Annotated in this window: 20 protein-coding genes; 13 read left to right on the top strand and 7 right to left on the bottom strand. The window is 57.8% G+C overall.

Annotation, left to right across the window (positions count from 1 at the left end):
- The first annotated feature begins 62 nt into the window (after positions 1-62).
- The gene (locus tag AC1D2Q_RS14770; RefSeq protein WP_192379618.1) at positions 63-956 is read left to right on the top strand and encodes a sensor histidine kinase; all 894 of its coding nucleotides are present in this window, start codon (positions 63-65) and stop codon (positions 954-956) included.
- Positions 953-1,612, top strand: a complete 660-nt coding sequence (locus AC1D2Q_RS14765) for a response regulator (RefSeq protein WP_477813636.1) — start codon at positions 953-955, stop codon at positions 1,610-1,612. The genes AC1D2Q_RS14770 and AC1D2Q_RS14765 overlap by 4 nt, the downstream gene beginning before the upstream one ends.
- Here AC1D2Q_RS14765 and yegS read toward each other — a convergent pair.
- Positions 1,596-2,513 carry a lipid kinase YegS gene (gene yegS, locus AC1D2Q_RS14760; RefSeq protein WP_477813635.1) on the bottom strand — a complete coding sequence of 306 codons (918 nt, stop codon included), beginning with the start codon at positions 2,511-2,513 and terminating at the stop codon, positions 1,596-1,598. The genes AC1D2Q_RS14765 and yegS overlap by 17 nt on opposite strands.
- A 324-nt stretch (positions 2,514-2,837) precedes the next feature.
- Between yegS and AC1D2Q_RS14755 the strand changes: the two genes are divergently transcribed.
- Positions 2,838-3,146, top strand: a complete 309-nt coding sequence (locus AC1D2Q_RS14755) for a hypothetical protein (protein WP_477813634.1) — start codon at positions 2,838-2,840, stop codon at positions 3,144-3,146.
- 66 nt (positions 3,147-3,212) lie between these two features.
- On the opposite strand, the gene AC1D2Q_RS14750 is transcribed toward AC1D2Q_RS14755, so the two are convergent.
- A complete protein-coding gene (locus AC1D2Q_RS14750) occupies positions 3,213-4,439 on the bottom strand; it encodes a molybdopterin molybdotransferase MoeA (protein WP_477813633.1) in 1,227 nt (408 codons plus the stop codon).
- A complete protein-coding gene (gene moaB / locus AC1D2Q_RS14745) occupies positions 4,423-4,962 on the bottom strand; it encodes a molybdenum cofactor biosynthesis protein B (RefSeq protein WP_007940044.1) in 540 nt (179 codons plus the stop codon). The genes AC1D2Q_RS14750 and moaB overlap by 17 nt, the downstream gene beginning before the upstream one ends.
- An 81-nt stretch (positions 4,963-5,043) precedes the next feature.
- Between moaB and mobA the strand changes: the two genes are divergently transcribed.
- Both mobA and AC1D2Q_RS14735 read left to right on the top strand, forming a co-directional pair.
- Entirely contained in the window at positions 5,044-5,646 is a 603-nt protein-coding gene (gene mobA, locus AC1D2Q_RS14740; protein ID WP_477813632.1) for a molybdenum cofactor guanylyltransferase MobA, read from the top strand.
- A 76-nt stretch (positions 5,647-5,722) separates the two neighbouring features.
- Positions 5,723-5,944: a YgdI/YgdR family lipoprotein gene (locus tag AC1D2Q_RS14735; protein WP_007940041.1), complete on the top strand. Its 222-nt coding sequence runs from the start codon at positions 5,723-5,725 to the stop codon at positions 5,942-5,944.
- Between the two features lie 84 nt (positions 5,945-6,028).
- Here the strand turns inward: AC1D2Q_RS14735 and AC1D2Q_RS14730 are convergent, their stop codons facing one another.
- From AC1D2Q_RS14730 to AC1D2Q_RS14720, 3 genes are all read right to left on the bottom strand, one after another.
- A complete protein-coding gene (locus AC1D2Q_RS14730; protein WP_477813631.1) occupies positions 6,029-6,919 on the bottom strand; it encodes a pseudouridine synthase in 891 nt (296 codons plus the stop codon).
- A 72-nt stretch (positions 6,920-6,991) separates the two neighbouring features.
- Positions 6,992-7,312: a hypothetical protein gene (locus AC1D2Q_RS14725; RefSeq protein WP_007895054.1), complete on the bottom strand. Its 321-nt coding sequence runs from the start codon at positions 7,310-7,312 to the stop codon at positions 6,992-6,994.
- A gap of 166 nt (positions 7,313-7,478) precedes the next feature.
- On the bottom strand, positions 7,479-7,715 hold the full coding sequence (locus AC1D2Q_RS14720) for a glutaredoxin family protein (protein WP_428635049.1): 237 nt from the start codon (positions 7,713-7,715) through the stop codon (positions 7,479-7,481).
- Positions 7,716-7,914: 199 nt separating this feature from the next.
- On the opposite strand from AC1D2Q_RS14720, the gene AC1D2Q_RS14715 reads away from it, so the two are divergent.
- Entirely contained in the window at positions 7,915-9,627 is a 1,713-nt protein-coding gene (locus tag AC1D2Q_RS14715; protein WP_305409736.1) for a cation:proton antiporter, read from the top strand.
- A gap of 1 nt (position 9,628) precedes the next feature.
- Here AC1D2Q_RS14715 and AC1D2Q_RS14710 read toward each other — a convergent pair whose 3' ends face one another.
- Positions 9,629-10,837, bottom strand: coding sequence for an ammonium transporter (locus AC1D2Q_RS14710; protein ID WP_477813630.1), 1,209 nt, complete (start codon positions 10,835-10,837; stop codon positions 9,629-9,631).
- A gap of 306 nt (positions 10,838-11,143) precedes the next feature.
- Between AC1D2Q_RS14710 and AC1D2Q_RS14705 the strand changes: the two genes are divergently transcribed.
- From AC1D2Q_RS14705 to AC1D2Q_RS14675, 7 genes are all read left to right on the top strand, one after another.
- On the top strand, positions 11,144-11,458 hold the full coding sequence (locus AC1D2Q_RS14705; RefSeq protein ID WP_253426293.1) for an ElaB/YgaM/YqjD family protein: 315 nt from the start codon (positions 11,144-11,146) through the stop codon (positions 11,456-11,458).
- A 1-nt stretch (position 11,459) separates the two neighbouring features.
- Positions 11,460-11,849, top strand: a complete 390-nt coding sequence (locus tag AC1D2Q_RS14700; protein ID WP_477813629.1) for a phage holin family protein — start codon at positions 11,460-11,462, stop codon at positions 11,847-11,849.
- Positions 11,846-12,187 carry a hypothetical protein gene (locus tag AC1D2Q_RS14695; RefSeq protein WP_477813628.1) on the top strand — a complete coding sequence of 114 codons (342 nt, stop codon included), beginning with the start codon at positions 11,846-11,848 and terminating at the stop codon, positions 12,185-12,187. Before AC1D2Q_RS14700 ends, AC1D2Q_RS14695 begins: the two co-directional genes overlap by 4 nt.
- A 124-nt stretch (positions 12,188-12,311) precedes the next feature.
- A complete protein-coding gene (locus tag AC1D2Q_RS14690) occupies positions 12,312-13,475 on the top strand; it encodes an EAL domain-containing protein (RefSeq protein ID WP_477813627.1) in 1,164 nt (387 codons plus the stop codon).
- 67 nt (positions 13,476-13,542) lie between these two features.
- Positions 13,543-14,874 (top strand): deoxyguanosinetriphosphate triphosphohydrolase, encoded by a 1,332-nt coding sequence (locus tag AC1D2Q_RS14685; protein WP_019650563.1) that lies wholly within the window; start codon positions 13,543-13,545, stop codon positions 14,872-14,874.
- A gap of 171 nt (positions 14,875-15,045) precedes the next feature.
- Positions 15,046-15,450 carry a response regulator gene (locus AC1D2Q_RS14680; RefSeq protein WP_028939022.1) on the top strand — a complete coding sequence of 135 codons (405 nt, stop codon included), beginning with the start codon at positions 15,046-15,048 and terminating at the stop codon, positions 15,448-15,450.
- Between the two features lie 255 nt (positions 15,451-15,705).
- On the top strand, positions 15,706-16,332 hold the full coding sequence (locus AC1D2Q_RS14675; protein WP_007940027.1) for a response regulator transcription factor: 627 nt from the start codon (positions 15,706-15,708) through the stop codon (positions 16,330-16,332).

The following is a 16,332-nucleotide window of genomic DNA, read 5'->3' as shown; positions in this document are numbered from 1 at the left end:
AGAGACCCGTCAGCCCTTATGACCGGTCTGCCCGCAGCGAACATCCATTGGCTCCATCCGCTATGTACGCCAGCCTCAAGTCAATCGCCCTGTGGCCACCCTCCCGAAAAAGCGCGCGCCGGTTCACGCTTTTCGTGTGCACCTGCTCGGCACTTGGCAGCCTGTTGGTCTACAGCTTGTCGATGCCTCTGCCGGTGAGTCTGCTGGTGCTCAATACTGCGGCGCTGACCTGCGTCTGGGTGGGGCATCGCCTCTCGCTCAAATCGATAAAGTTTCAGCCTCAAGAATTGGCCGACCGTCTGCTGGAAGTTCAGGAAAACGAACGTCACCGGCTCAGTCGGGAACTGCATGATGATATTGGCCAATTGCTGACCGCCGCAAAACTTCAAAGTGAATGGCTCAAACGTCGATTGCCTGAAGAACTGCAGGGTCAATGTTCGGTCCTCTGCGATACGCTGGACGAAACCCTGACCAAAGTTCGTGATGTATCAGCCATCCTGAACCCACGACAGTTGACCAGTCTCGGGCTGGAAGCCAGTCTGCGTGCGCATTTACTCAGAACCCTGGCCAATACGTCCGTGAACTGGAGCCTGGAATGCCATCAACGTTTGACTGGCATACCGGAAGAAATGGCGGTGGCGGCCTTTCGCATCACTCAAGAAGCGGTTACCAATATGCTGCGCCATGCCGAAGCCAGGAATCTGTTGGTCCGCCTGCAACGTCTGCCCCAAGGACTGACGTTGTTAATCAGTGACGATGGCCTGGGGTTCGAGCCAGCGGCAGACCCTGCTCGGGAGGGGCAACGCGGAATGGCCGGAATGTCGGAGCGGATCGATCAGTTAGGCGGCACGCTGACCGTGACCAGCGAGCCGGGCAAAGGCACTCAAATCGAAGCACTCTTCCCCTGGGCGCCCCGTGCGCTGGAACGGGCCAGTACGAATAAGGTTATGCGTTGACTTGTAACTTACTTCTGGTGGACGACCACTCGCTTATCAGGGCTGGCGTGCGCGCTCTGGTACTGGATATTCCCGGCTATGCGGTCATTGGGGAGGCCAGTGACGGCTCGCAGTTACTCGAGATGGTCGAGCAACTGTCCCCGGACATCATCCTGCTGGATATCTCCATGAGGAAAACCGGTGGCCTTGAAGCCTTGCAGCGACTCAAACGAGTACGTCCGCAGTGCAAAGTGCTCATCCTGTCGATGCACACCGACCCGGCGCTCATCATGCAAGCACTCGAATCCGGGGCTCATGGCTACCTGCTCAAAGACACCACGGCCACCGAGCTCGAGCATGCCCTGGATGCCTTGCGCAGTAACGAACGCTACCTGAGCCCGGCCATTGCCCACACCGTCATCAACCAGGCGCTGACCCGAACCCAGAAAAATCAGGCACCAACCCAGGACTCGCACAACCTGACGGCACGCCAGCTGGAAATCCTGCGATTGATTGTTCGCGGAAAATCCACCCGGGAAATTGCCAATGGCTTGGGCCTGAGCATCAAGACTGTCGAAACCCACCGCTCGCAGATCATGAAACGCTTGCAGATCTACGATGTGGCCGGCCTGGTGTTGTTCGCCGTGCGCGAGCAAATCATCAGTCTGGACGATTAGCCGGATTCGAGCCGCTCAGCAGCGGCGAGTCCTCGGGCAAATGCACCCGCAATGCCGCCGGCCGTGCCGAAAAACGCAGGTTATCGCCCTCCAGAGGCTCACCATCAAGGTTGATATAAAGGCCCTCCGATACTTTGATCTCGACCCACGGCAAGCGGGCTCGCACAAACATGCTGTCGATTCCGAAACCATCGGTCAGCAGGTCTTTCAAGGTACCGACCACTTCCTGGGGCGCGGGCAAAATGCTGATATCCAGCAGACCATCGTCAGCCAGCGCCTGCGGGCACAACATATGACCACCGCCAGCCTGTCGGCCATTGCCGATGCCTAATGCCAACAGCTCACCGGCCCAGTGAAAATCCGGCCCCTGCAACTCGCCATAGGCCGCATGCAACTCACTGAAGCGCGATAAACCGGTGAAGAGATAAGCCGCGCCGCCAAGAATTTTCTTCAGATCCTCGGAAGTATTGGCCGTGACCTGACTGCCAAAGCCGCCCGTGGCCATGTTCAGAAAAACCTGCCCGCCGACCTCCCCCAGATCAATGGCATGCGGGGCGGCCTCCAAAAGCTCCAGCGCTTGAGCGGGCTCCAGGGGCACACCAGCGGCGCGTGCAAAATCGTTGGCGGTGCCCAAGGGCAAAAGCACCAGGCTGGCCTGCGTCGAATGCGCCGCCATGGCTTCGGCGATATCACGCAAGGTGCCATCGCCGCCGCCGGCAATCAGCTGCGTATAGCCCGCCGTCAACGCTTCCCCCACCAGCCGCTGCGCATCACCGGCCTCCCAGGTCAGTCGAACAGCCAGCTCCCAGCCTTGTTGGCGCTTGCCTTCGACAGCTGAACGGACCTGCTCATTGAGTGCCTGCTTGCCATGCAGAATCAACAACGCCTTGCGCTCGCGCATTTTGATCACTCCCCTTTCCGAGTCCGTATGAGAGATGTTGACCTCGCACCCCCTCATAAAAGTCGCAAGGATTTCAATTATTTCCCGGGGAAGGACACTTGAGTCCTACAGAGCGGTATTTTTTCTTACAAAACCTGAGGAATCGGCTCAATTGACCCATCAGGGCAATTGGTACACCGTTGTGTCAGCGGTTATCAGTCATCACCAGTAAATGTCACAGGGACGTGCAAACAATGAATGGAACCCCTTTAAGGTCCCCAAAAATCGTAAGTAATAACAGTATCGGCCACCTGAATGGTTTTAACGCAAGGAGCCAATTATTCCATGCATAGCCATGACCTCAGACTACCGGTAACTCCGGTTACGCCGTTCTCGGACAATCACGTCAATCAGCAGGCTGAATTCAAAAGCGGCGCAAAGCCCACCGGAGAAGTTGATATGGAACCTCGCGTCACTGAACTGGAGACACATCTCAAGTACATCCGCAGAGACCTGGATGAAGTCCGCGGCGACGTCAAATCCATCAAGCACAGGCTTGCCTATTCCGCTGGCGGAACAGCTGTGGTCCTGGGGCTTTTGAGCTGGATCTCCAACAGTCGCTTCGATCAGGTCGTGACACTTCTGGCAAATTAAGGAACGGTCATGCACGCAAGCCCCAACGCTTTCGACCGGGCTTGCGTGGCAGAACCAGGACCTGCATCACCCCAGGACTTCACTCAACGGGATGAAGCTCACACTATCACCCTCGATCAGCGTACGGTCCTCCAGCACTTCAACCAGACCGTCCGCCCAGGCGGCACTGCGCAGTACGCCAGAGCTCTGATTCTTGTAGATGATTGCCCGGCCATTCTCCAGACGTCCGCGCAAGTACTCACGTCGGTTACCGGCCTTTGGCCAGACAAACCCTGCCGGTACCTGAAACTTCAGGGGTTCGATCTCTTTTACGCCTTGGCGGCGCAAGAGGTAGGGCCTCGCCAACAGAGCAAAAGTCACCAGGGTTGACGCCGGATTGCCGGGCAAACCAATGACAGGCACACCGCGAAAATGCCCGAACGTCAGCGGCTTGCCTGGCTTGATAGCAAGCTTCCACAGGGTCAACTCGCCCTCTTCCCGCAAGGCAATCCCCAGAAAGTCGGCTTCTCCCACCGATACGCCACCGGTGGAGAGAATCAGGTCGACATCCTTCAACTCGCCGAGACGGGCACGCGTGGTCGCTAAATCATCGGGAAGAATGCCAGCATCAATCACCTCACAGCCCAAGCGCTGCAACCAGCTGCAAAGCAACACTCGATTGCTGTTGTAGATCTGTCCCGGTCCAAGGGCCTGGCCCGGCTCAATCAGCTCATCCCCGGTAGACAAAACCGCAACACGAACCTTGCGAACCACGTCCAGTTCAGCGCATCCCAACGATGCCGCCAGCCCCTGTTCGATGGGACCCAGGCGTGTACCGGCGGGCAAGATCAACTCACCGGCGGTGGTTTCCTGGCCTTGTGGTCGGATGTTCTGTCCCGGGGTCATGGTCTGGGTGAAACGTACCCGCTCATCCGCCTGAACCTCGGCGTTCTCCTGCATCTCGACACAGTCGGCACCCGCGGGCACAGGCGCGCCGGTGAAGATCCGCGCACAGGTCCCCGGCTTCAAGGGCTCCGGAGCCTGACCCGCAAAAATCTTCTGGCTGACCGGCAACGGTTCTCCCGTCCAGTCGGCGACGCGCAAGGCATACCCATCCATGGCACTGTTGGGCCAGGGCGGCAGATCAAGTGTCGAGACCAGATCAGCAGCCAGTACACGCCCCTGAACCTGCGCCAACGGCAAGCGTTGGTGCTGATGAACTCTCGAGGCGTCGGCCATTTCCAGTAACCGCGCGAGCGCCACCTCGACAGCCATCAGGCTGCCAGTCTTGCCTGGCTTACCCGCGGGATTCACAGGGTGCCGCCTGTTTCAGATGGGTCACGAAATTGCACGGACGGTGCCGGGAATCCAGTTGTTCGGCGAGAATGCCGTCCCAACCGGTGCGCACCGCATTGGTCGAACCCGGCAAGCAGCAAACCAGCGTGCCATTGGCCAGACCGGCCAAGGCCCGGGACTGAACCGTGGAAGTACCGATATCCGCCACCGATATCTGCCGGAACAGTTCACCAAAACCATCGACCTGCTTATCCAGCAGGCAACTCACCGCTTCGGGCGTGCTGTCACGACCGGTAAACCCGGTACCGCCAGTGATCAGCACCACTTGCACGACTTCATCGGCAATCCAGTTGGCCACTTGCGCACGAATTTTGTAGAGATCATCTTTGAGCAATACACGGGCCGCCAGGTTATGACCGGCAGCGCTCAAGCGGTCGACGAAGACCTGGCCTGAGGTGTCGGTTTCCAGGGTACGGGTATCGCTGACAGTCAGCACCGCGATGTTGAGCGGTGCGAAAGGTACATCAGCCTTGGCTTTCATAGGCTCGTCCAGTTGTAGGAGAAACAGCCCGGTGTTATATCACAGCGCCTCATTTTTTCGCCGCCCCCATGGAGAAGTGCGATGACCTCGGAAACACCTTTAGCGCCGTGCTCCATTTTGCTCCTGGCGGGCGGGCGCGGCCAACGCATGGGCGGTCAGGACAAGGGTTTGCTGGAATGGCACGGCGAGCCACTGATCGCGCATCTGCACCGCAAGACCCGTCTGCTGAGTGATGATCTGATCATCTCCTGCAACAGAAACCTGGAGAAATATGCGCCTTATGCGGATCAGTTGGTCCATGACGATGAAGGCGACTTTCCGGGGCCGTTGGCGGGTATTCGCGCAGGCCTGAAGGCCGCCCGCCACACACACCTGCTGGTATTGCCCTGCGATGTGCCTCGCATCGATGCTGCGCTGCTCCAGAGCATGCGTGAAACTGCCGCGCAGCATCCGGACAAACCGTTGATGCTGCGTCATGGAGAACACTGGGAACCTTTGCTGTGCATGATTCCCGTCGTTCTTTCAGGGGCTTTCGAGACGGCCTGGAACGAAGGCGAGCGCAGCCCGGGCCGACTGATGCGCACATTGGGCGCCATGGCCCTGCAGTGCCCCGACAACGACCCTCGCCTGGCCAACCTCAATACGCCGGAACTATTAAGCACGCATCACACTGTGTCAGACTGACACTCGAAGGAACTTGCGCGCGCTGCATACGTCTCAAGCTCAGTATTCAAAAGATTTTCCATTCGGAGACACACCCATGACCCAACGGACCCTCGCCACTTTCATGCTCGCCCTGGGCCTTGCGACCCTCGCCGGTTGTGCATCGCCTTCAGTGATCACCTTGAATGACGGTCGAGAAATCCAGGCCGTCGACGCGCCTAAGTACGATCAAGAATCGGGCTTTTACGAGTTCGAACAGCTGGATGGCAAACACATCCGTATCAACAAAGATCAGGTTCGTACCGTTAAAGAGTTGTAATCTTTGCGGCGACCATCGGATACAGAAAAGCCCGCTTTTAAAGCGGGCTTTTTCGTGGCTGAAGAAAAGCAGGTTTGCCTGTAATCACCACTCCAGGGTGATTGTGCTTTCGAACTCTCTTTCCTGCCCCGTAACCGGATCAACAAATCGCAATCCCTGGGCCAGCAGCTTCAAGGGGTTGGCATAGTCGTCTTCTACGTCCTTGAGCACTCGCGGATAGAACGGGTCATTGCAGATGCCAGCTCCCAGGGCCGCCATGTGCACTCGCAACTGATGTTTCTTGCCTGTTACCGGGTAAAGCGCATAGCGCCACAATTCACCGTTTTTTTCCCTGACCTCGACAGCCGTCTCGGTATTGCTGACGCCCGGACCTTCCTGCATGCGAAAGAACGGCTCGCCATCGATGAGTCGACTTTTATGAACCATCGGAAAAGTCAGTTCAGGCAATGCCCGGGCGATTGCTTCGTAGCGTTTTTCGATCTGGCGTGTAGGAAACAACGACTGATACGACGACCGACTCTGAGGATTGGCTGAGAACAGCACCAGCCCTGCCGTATGCCGGTCAATACGATGCAAAGGCACCAGATGCGGGTTATCCAGTCGCCGGATCAATCGTCGCAGCAATGTCTGCTCCACATACTCCCCAGCCGGCGTCACCGGCAGGAAGTGCGGTTTGTCCGCCACCACCAGATGCTCGTCGGCATAGAGGATCGACTCCACCACCGGAATCGGTTTTTCGTCCGGTACTTCACGAAAATAATGAATCCGCAGACCTTCCTTGTAAGGCAGATCCAGAGCGATCGGCATGCCTTGCCCATCGAGGACACGACCGCGAGCAATTCTGTCCAGCCATTGCTCACGACCGATGGCGCTGAAGTGTTCGCACAGGCAATCGAATACGGTCTGCCACGGACCAGGCGGCAGATAGAGCGTGCTGGCCTGGTTGTGCGCAGCAGAAAACGATGAAGTGGACATACGAAAAACTCTAACCCTCAATGCAGGGCAGCATTATCCAACAGTGGCCGGAACGAACCTAGAAGAGAATCCTCAGGCCGGTATTGACTGCGTTCGAGCGGCCGCTTCGGTGAACTCCTTGAGCCAGCGCAGCACATCGACCGCTTCCCAGCGCCCCGGATCATAAAGCGCATACAACAACCCCTGATAGCCCACGACATCGAGCTGCCGGTGATAACCCGCACGCTGGAACAAGGCTTCGATTTCGGCGAAACAAGTATTGAAATGCAGTTTATTGAAGGGCGTTTTCCCTTCCGTGACCAGACCATCCAGACGCAACTCGAGAACCGCCTCGCGTACCACGTCCGCCGACATCCGGTTCACGCTGTTCTTCAATTGTTCGACATTGACCACATTTCATCCCTCTGACGTCCGGGATCATCTGCCCCAACCCGAACAGGGAGAAGCATGGCAGGCAATCCGAATAACTGTATGCACATACAGTAACTGAATAACCGACCTTTCGCCAATGGATGAAACAAGGATCGCGACAGGTGGGGCATCGCCAGCAGCGTCAGAGTTAACGCAGGAACGCCACCACTTCATCGGCACTGAACGGCCAACCCAGCTCAGCGCCGGTATCGACCCGTCGCAACACCGGAATACGCAGGCTGTAGGCTTCGAACCAGGTTTCATCGTCAGCGATATCCACCAGCTCCACCAACAGCCCGTTTTCGACAAAGGGCATCAGAAGTGCTTCGGCGACTTCACAAAGATGGCAACCAACGGTGCCGAACAGCTGACATTCAGGAGGCATGACGACAAGACCAAACGAAGTAAGCGCTCATTCTAGGCCCGCCATCAAACGCCGTCGAGCCGACGTCCGAGCAACGGTGACTTCAAGAGATTTCGGCAAAACTCTGACGCAAATCATTTGCGTCGCCGGTCATTTGCGCAATGCTCGCGTCTTTTTTGCCTCTACGCTTGAGTAGCCAGAACCCTCACCGGAGTTTTTTGTGTTTGCCAACTTGTTGATCATCCTCGCCTCCTCCCTGGTGGTGATTGCACTGTTCCAGCGCCTGCGTTTGCCACCGGTGCTGGGCTACTTGTGCGTAGGGCTGATGATCGGGCCGACAGCGTTCAACTGGGTGAATGAAAACGAAGACTTGCCCGATCTGGCTGAATTGGGCGTGGTGTTCCTGCTGTTCTCCCTGGGGCTTGAGTTTTCCCTGTCGAAGATGCTCGCACTGCGCCAGGTGGTGTTTGGCCTGGGCAGCCTGCAAGTGCTGGGGTCCGGGATCTTGCTGGGAGCATTGCTGATGCTGTTCGGCATGCCGATCACACCGGCCCTGTTACTCGGTGCCGGTCTGGCGCTGTCGTCCACCGCCATTGTCAGCAAGGAGTTGAGCAGCCTCGGCGAGATATTCAGCCGTCACGGCCAGAATGCCATCGCCGTGCTGTTGTTCCAGGACGTGATTGCGGTGTTGCTGCTGACGCTTGTGCCGGTGTTCGCCGGCAGCAGCGACCAGGCTTGGTATTGGGCGCTGCCGCTGACGCTGGCCAAGACCTTGGTGCTGTTCGTCGGTTTGCTGCTGGTCAGTCGCTGGTTTCTGCCACGGCTGTTCCATGAAGTCGCCGCGGCCCGGTCCGCGGAGCTGTTCGTGCTGTTGGCACTGGTGATTGTTCTGCTGACGGCCTGGCTGACTCACCTGCTCGGCCTCTCTCCTGCCCTGGGCGCCTTTCTCGCCGGCATGCTGCTGGGGGAAAGCCACTACCGACATCAGATCGAGGCCGACATCCGTCCATTCCGCGACATCCTGCTCGGAGTGTTCTTCGTCAGTATCGGCATGCTGATCGACTTGCGCCTGTTTGCCAGCCACGGTCTGCTGATTCTCGGTCTGACGTTGGGGTTGCTGCTGATCAAGGGCACCCTGGTCGCACTGCTGGTCAAATGGCGCGGCAGCGATGGCGAAACTGCATGGCGCAGCGGCCTGGCATTGGCCCAGGGGGGTGAGTTCTGTTTTGCCCTGATGGCGCAGATGCAACAGAACAAACTGATGCCCGCCGACCTCGGCGGCCTGCTGCTGGCCGCCACGTTCTGCTCGATGCTGGTCACGCCTTTACTCCTGCGCGCCGCTCCCCGCATCGCCATGCGTCTGCACCGCAAACCCAACAAAGCAGCCGAACTCGAAGAAATCAGCGCGCTCAACGCCGGCCTGCACAATCACGTGGTGATCTGTGGCTACGGCCGCGTCGGTCAATCCATCGGGCGTTTCCTGCGTCATGTTCAGCAACCGTACATCGCGTTGGACACCGATCCGGTGCGGGTCCAGGAAGCCGTGGTCAATGAAAGCAGTGTGCACTACGGCGACTCACGCCGCGGCGAGCTGCTGATCGCGATAGGACTGGAGCGCGCAAGACTGTTGGTGGTTGCCGTGGACAAGACAGACATCGCCCTGCTGATTCTCAAGGAAGCACGGCGGTTCAACCCGACCGTGCCGATCCTGGTGCGCACCCGGGATGACAGCCAGTTGGCCGAGTTGAAGGCGGCCGGCGCCAGTGAAGTCGTACCCGAGTTGCTGGAGTCCAGCCTGATGCTCGCCTCCCACGCGCTGATCATGCTGGGCATACCCGGCCAGCAGGTGCAGGACCGGGTCGACCAGGTACGGCATGACCGCTATCGCCTGCTGCACGATTTTTACCCTGGCGCCAACGATGAGGAACGCTGATTCAATCCTGGCTCACGGCGCCGATCTTGTGCACCGACAAATCCGCGCCGTAATACTCTTCTTCCTGGCTCAGGCGCAAGCCATGGACCGCCTTGATCGCGCCATACACGGCAAAACCACCGGCCAGCGCCACGACTACCCCCAAAGAGGTGCCGATCAACTGGCTGATCAGGCTCACGCCCCCCAAACCACCCAAAGCGGTTTGCCCGAAGATGCCGCAAGCGATCCCGCCCCAGACACCACACAACCCATGCAAAGGCCAGACACCCAGCACATCGTCGATACGCCACTTGCCTTGAGCTGCGGTAAAGCACCAGACAAACAGGCCCCCGGCGATGGCGCCGGTCACCAATGCGCCCACCGGGTGCATCAGATCCGAACCGGCGCAGATCGCCACCAATCCAGCCAACGGACCGTTATGCAGGAAGCCCGGGTCATTGCGCCCGACGATCAACGCTGCCACCGTGCCGCCGACCATGGCCATCAACGAATTCACTGCCACCAGCCCGCTGACTCCTTGCAGGGTCTGGGCGCTCATCACGTTGAAACCGAACCAGCCGACGATCAGGATCCACGACCCCAACGCCAGAAAGGGAATGCTCGACGGCGCGAATGCCACCAGTCGCCCGTCGCGATAACGACCTTGCCTCGGCCCCAGCAGCAACACCGCCGCGAGTGCCAGCCAGCCGCCCATGGCGTGAACCACCACGGAGCCGGCGAAGTCATGGAAACTGGCGCCAAAACGTGCCAGCAACCAGGCTTGCAGACCGAAGTTGCCGTTCCAGACCACGCCTTCGAAGAAGGGGTAGATAAACGCCACGATCAGCGCCGTCGCGCACAACTGCGGGACGAACCGGGCGCGCTCGGCGATGCCGCCGGAAATGATCGCCGGTATCGCCGCGGCAAAGGTCAGCAGAAAGAAAAACTTCACCAGCCCATAGCCATGATCGGCGGTGATCACCGCCGCCGGTTGCATAAAACTGACCCCATAGGAAATCCAATAGCCTATAAAGAAGTAGGCCAGGGTCGAAATGGCGAAGTCGCTGAGGATCTTCGACAAGGCGTTGACCTGATTCTTTTGGCGAACCGTACCGACCTCAAGAAAGGCGAAACCGGCGTGCATGGCCAGAACCATGACCGCACCGATAAGGATGAACAACGTGTTGGAGCTATGGACCAGACTGTCCACAGCACTTTGCAGATTTTCCATGGATTGGCAGACCTGAAGGCTGAAAAAAAGCACCAAAGCAGTTCGCGCAGATGACCTACGCACCAAGTTGCAGCTCATCCAGACCGCAACGCTGATCCGGATGAACCGCTTTGGCGCACAAGACCGCAGGCTCTGCGTGAGTTTTAATTGTTTGAGTCAGGGTTTTCCTGAAATCATGCCCGGCAACAGCGCAATAGCGCCGGCTGACGCACCACGACGTAGCAAAAGATGTACCAGTCATTTGTACTGAACCTTCGCGCAAGGCTCATACTCGAACGCTTCAGAAGCCACTTACGGAGATCACCAATGGCACGCATCAAGGCAAAGACTGCTCAAGAAATTCTGATGGAAGATTTTCAGACACTGGTCAGCGACACCGAACGGTTGCTGGAACACACCGCATCCCTGGCCGGTGATCAGGCCGATGAGCTGCGTGAGCAGATCCGCGACAGTCTGCTGCGCGCCCGGGAAACCCTGAAGCTGACCGAAGACTCCCTGCGCGAGCGCGGCAAAGCGGCTGTCACCGCCACGGAAGATTACGTCCAGGCCAACCCATGGCAATCGGTCGGGATCGCAGCCGGCGTGGGTTTCCTGATTGGTCTGCTGGCCACTCGGCGCTGATATGGCAATCGATGAATCCGGCTCGTCCGCGACGGGCACCCGCTCTTCATCGCGGCGCCTGGGTGCCGCATTTCTTGGATTGCTGCATAGCCATGTCGAACTGTTCGGCATCGAACTGCAGGAGCAAAAAGCACGCACCGTAAGCCTGTTGCTGTTTGCAGGCCTGACGCTGGTCTTTGCCTTGTTGTTGTTAGTGGGGTTGTCGACGCTGGTGTTGATCCTGTTTTGGGACACCTATCGCCTGGCGGCAATCATCGGGCTCTGTGTGTTCTACACCTTTGCGGCGTTGTTCTGCGCAATGCGCTTGAGGGCGGCGATTTTCGATGAGTCCTCACCCTTCCATGGCACCCTCGAAGAGCTGGCCAATGATCGGGAGCGTCTGTTGCCATGAGCATGCCTGAACTTCCCCGCAATAGTTCGCGAACGGAAATGCGCAAGGCACTGATCCGTCTGCGCATGGAAATGCATCGCCAGGAAATTCGCCACGAATCCCAACAACTGCTGCAGCCCCTGCAACGGGTGCGCGGCATGACACAAAGCCTGCAAGACGGCTTCGGCATCAAACACGCCCCGCTCTGGGGCATAGCCGCCGTGATCGGGTTGGGCTTTCTGACCGGCAAGGGTGCCAAGAGCGGCGGTATCGGCAGCCTGACCAAGCTGGTTAGCCTGGGCGCCGCACTGGGGCCGCTGATCAAGCTGGTCATGCAGAGCGCTTCGCGCAAACACTAATCAGTCTTGTCTGGCTGCATTCTTGCAATACCACCAGGATCAACCTCTTTATCGAGAGGTTGATCCTGCGTGCCTACCTGGGACCAGGTATTTATCCAGAACAACACCTTACTAAGGAGGCCTCGTGATCGACGGGCAACCGCTCGCCTGTTTTCAGCCATTCATCGATACCGCCACAGGCCGTATCGCTGGTGTCGAAGCGCTGGGCCGACTGCGCCAGGCCGATGGTCAACTGACCTCAGTAGGTGCGCTGTTCGCCGATCCGCGAACCCCGGCCATCGCCCTGCGACGTCTCGATCGCCAGATTCGCGACAACGCCCTGAGCCGTCTGCATGAAGCGCCCGCGGACTGGTTTCTCAGCCTGAACATCTCCCCCCGCTGGATCAGCCGCTTGCGCCGGGACCAGGCACTGCCGAGCCTCAAGCAACTGAGCAGGCATGGTGTCGATGCACAGCGAATCGTCTTCGAGATCACCGAATTGGGCGGCGACAGCCAGCGTCTGGCTGAAGTCGTGGCCCGCTACCGGCAAGCCGGGGCGCGGATCGCCATCGATGACTTCGGTGCCGGTTACTCTCAACTCGATCGCGTGCTGGCCCTGCAACCGGACATTCTCAAGCTCGACATGCGGTTGTTCCAGGCCGCCGCGTTGGGCGGTCCCAGCAGCGATGTGGTCAAGGCACTGGCGCAAATGGCGGAAAAAACCGGTTGCTGGATCATCGCCGAAGGCGTGGAAACCGAAGCTCAACTGAATTTTGCCCTGGAGTGCGGCTCACGCTACGTACAGGGCTTTCTGTTCGCCCGAGCGCAAGCGGATTTCTTCGCCACCGACGCCTTTGTCGAGCGCTTCGCGCAACTGCGCCAGCGTTACGTTCAGCAAAAGCTGACTGAACGCGCTCGCCTGATGATCATGCGCCAGCAACTCAGCGAACTGATGACCATCCTGCAAGCCTGGGCTCAAGCCAGCGCGCCCCTCAGCGCCTTGCCGCAGCTGGAAGCGTTTCCCTGGCTGTTGCGTTTTTATCAGTGCGACCGCCACGGCACGCAACTGACCCCCAACCTGGAATGGCGTAACAATGGCTGGGAAGCCGATAACCGCTACCTGGGCCATAACTGGTCATGGCGCCCCTATTTCTATCACTTGCTGGCCGAGGGTTGGGATGAGCGGCGTCTGACGCTTTCCAACACTTACCGCGACGCCACCAGCAATCAGTACTGCCTCACTGCGGGGCAGTTTTTCGATAACGGCGAACGGCTACTGCTCATCGATATCGACGCTGCGGGGTTGTAGTTCTCCTTGCAGGTACCGGCGCGAAACGGGAAGCTAGGGGTTCAGTCACCTGACGGAGAAACCAGCCTTGGATTGGCACACCCTGCTTACCCGCGAACGCCTCGGAAAACCTGTGCACAGCCCGGAAGAACTCGGCCGCAGTCCTTTCCATAAAGACCATGACCGGATCATTTTCTCAGGCGCGTTTCGCCGTCTCGGGCGCAAGACCCAGGTCCATCCGGTCTCCAGCAACGATCACATTCATACGCGCCTGACCCACTCGCTGGAAGTCAGCTGCGTCGGTCGTTCACTGGGGATGCGCGTCGGTGAAACCATCCGCAGCGCGCTGCCCGACTGGTGTGAACCGAGCGACCTGGGGATGGTGGTGCAATCGGCTTGCCTGGCCCATGACATCGGCAACCCACCCTTCGGCCACTCTGGAGAAGACGCGATCCGCCACTGGTTCCAGCAGGCCGCCGGTCGTGGCTGGCTGGATGCCATGAGCGAAGCCGAACGCAACGACTTCCTCAACTTCGAAGGCAATGCCCAAGGTTTCCGGGTGCTCACCCAGCTTGAATACCATCAGTTCGAAGGAGGCACCCGGCTGACCTATGCCACCCTGGGCACCTACCTGAAATACCCGTGGACGGCCCGGCACGCCGACTCACTGGGCTACAAGAAGCACAAGTTCGGCTGCTACCAGAGCGAACTGCCGCTGCTGGAACAGATCGCTCATAAACTCGGCCTGCCCCAACTGGAAGAGCAGCGCTGGGCGCGCCATCCGCTGGTGTATCTGATGGAGGCCGCCGACGACATCTGCTACGCGCTGATCGATCTGGAAGATGGCCTGGAAATGGAACTGCTGGAGTACGCCGAAGTCGAGTCCCTGCTGCTGGACCTGGTGGGCGACGATCTCCCGGAAACCTATCGCCAGCTCGGTCCACAGGATTCGCGGCGGCGCAAACTGGCGATTCTGCGGGGCAAAGCCATCGAACACCTGACCAACGCAGCAGCCCGAGCCTTCGTCGAACAACAGGATGCGCTGTTGGCCGGCACGCTGCCGGGGGACCTTGTCGAACACATGCATGGCCCGGCCAAACGCTGTGTCTTGAATGCCAAGGACATGGCACGCAAAAAAATCTTCCAGGACAAGCGCAAGACGCTCCACGAAATCGGCGCCTACACCACCCTGGAAATCCTGCTCAATGCTTTTTGCGGCGCAGCACTGGAGCAGCACAACGGTCGTACGCCCTCCTTCAAGAACCGGCGCATACTCGACCTGTTGGGCAACAATGCACCCGATCCCCATGGCCCGTTGCACACCTCGTTCTTGCGCATGATTGATTTCATCGCCGGCATGACCGACAGCTATGCCGGCGAAATGGCGCTGGAAATGACCGGTCGTTCAAGCCACGGATAACAGAGCATCGATCAGCCGCGTCAACGACGTCTGAACGGCTGATCGAATGTCTCGACATTCATCTGTATTTCAACATCGACAGAATCGCCCTACACCTTGTGCAGAGCTGACTGATCGATTGTTCGGCCATCTCGCGAAACAATTGCACACCCACTGCTCGACAGATGACGCATGAAAACTCCTACGTTCAAACACGATTGGCACATATTGCTGGTGGAAGATCATCCGTTTCAGCTGAGAGCGACTCAATACCTACTCGAGAGTTACGGCTTCACCCAACTGACCACCACTGACAGTGCCGAAGGCGCCTTGCAACAAATGCTCAAGGCTGCGCAACCGTTCGATATTCTTCTGTGCGACCAATGCCTGCCCGACCTTCCCGGTCTTGATTTGATCGAGTTCGCCAGTCACCGGGGAATGATCAGACAGGCAATACTGCTGAGCAGCCTGACATCAGCCGAACTGGAAAAACTTAAAACAGTAGCCTACGAACACGGACTTCCCTTGCTGGGTTACTTGATCAAGCCATTGAAACAATCAGACTTTAGAAACTTGTTGACCTTGGCCTCACAATAAAACACGCCAATCCACACACACTAAAACCGCACCAAAAAACACAGATTAAAACTTATAACCCAACGCTTTCACACTCTTGACTACACCCTCCAAACTTTACCCCTTCCTCATTCAAAACCTAGTTGGTACGTAGTCCATTTCTTTTTCAATTGTAGGACTTTTCCTATATTGATGCTATCGGCTTGTCAGTTCATGCGCCCCCTCAACTACTGAGCTAAGGTGCGCGCTTTATTTGTGCACGTATGGGATTTGATTATGAACTCCGTTTTTATTGTCGACGATCACCCTGTCATCCGCCTTGCCGTTCGAATGCTGCTGGAACATGAAGGTTACAAAGTCGTCGGTGAAACTGACAATGGCGTCGATGCCATGCAAATGGTGCGCGAATGCATGCCCGACCTGATCATCCTCGACATCAGTATTCCCAAACTGGATGGGCTGGAAGTGCTCTCCCGTTTCAACGCAATGAGCACGCCATTAAAAACACTGGTGTTAACTGCACAATGCCCAAAACTTTTTGGTATTCGTTGCATGCAGTCAGGTGCATCAGGGTATGTATGCAAACAGGAAGAGCTCAGTGAACTGGTGAGCGCGATCAAAGCAGTATTATCAGGTTACAACTACTTCCCCAGCGAGGCATTGAACCCAGTTCGTTGTGACGACGCACAGTGGGCAGACCTGGACTTGTTCAAATCCGTAAATGATCGAGAGTTGATGGTATTACAACTTTTCGCCCAAGGTCGCACCAACAAGGAAATTGCCAAGGGCATGTTCCTCAGCAACAAGACTGTCAGCACCTATAAAAAACGACTTATGCAGAAACTCAAAGCCAAATCTCTGGTTGAACTCATCGATATGGCAAAACGTAACGCGTTAGTGTGA

The sequence above is a fragment of the Pseudomonas sp. P1_A1 genome (assembly GCF_056406935.1).
The sequence above is the reverse complement of the archived record's forward strand: the minus strand, read 5'-3'. Positions and strand labels throughout refer to the sequence as shown.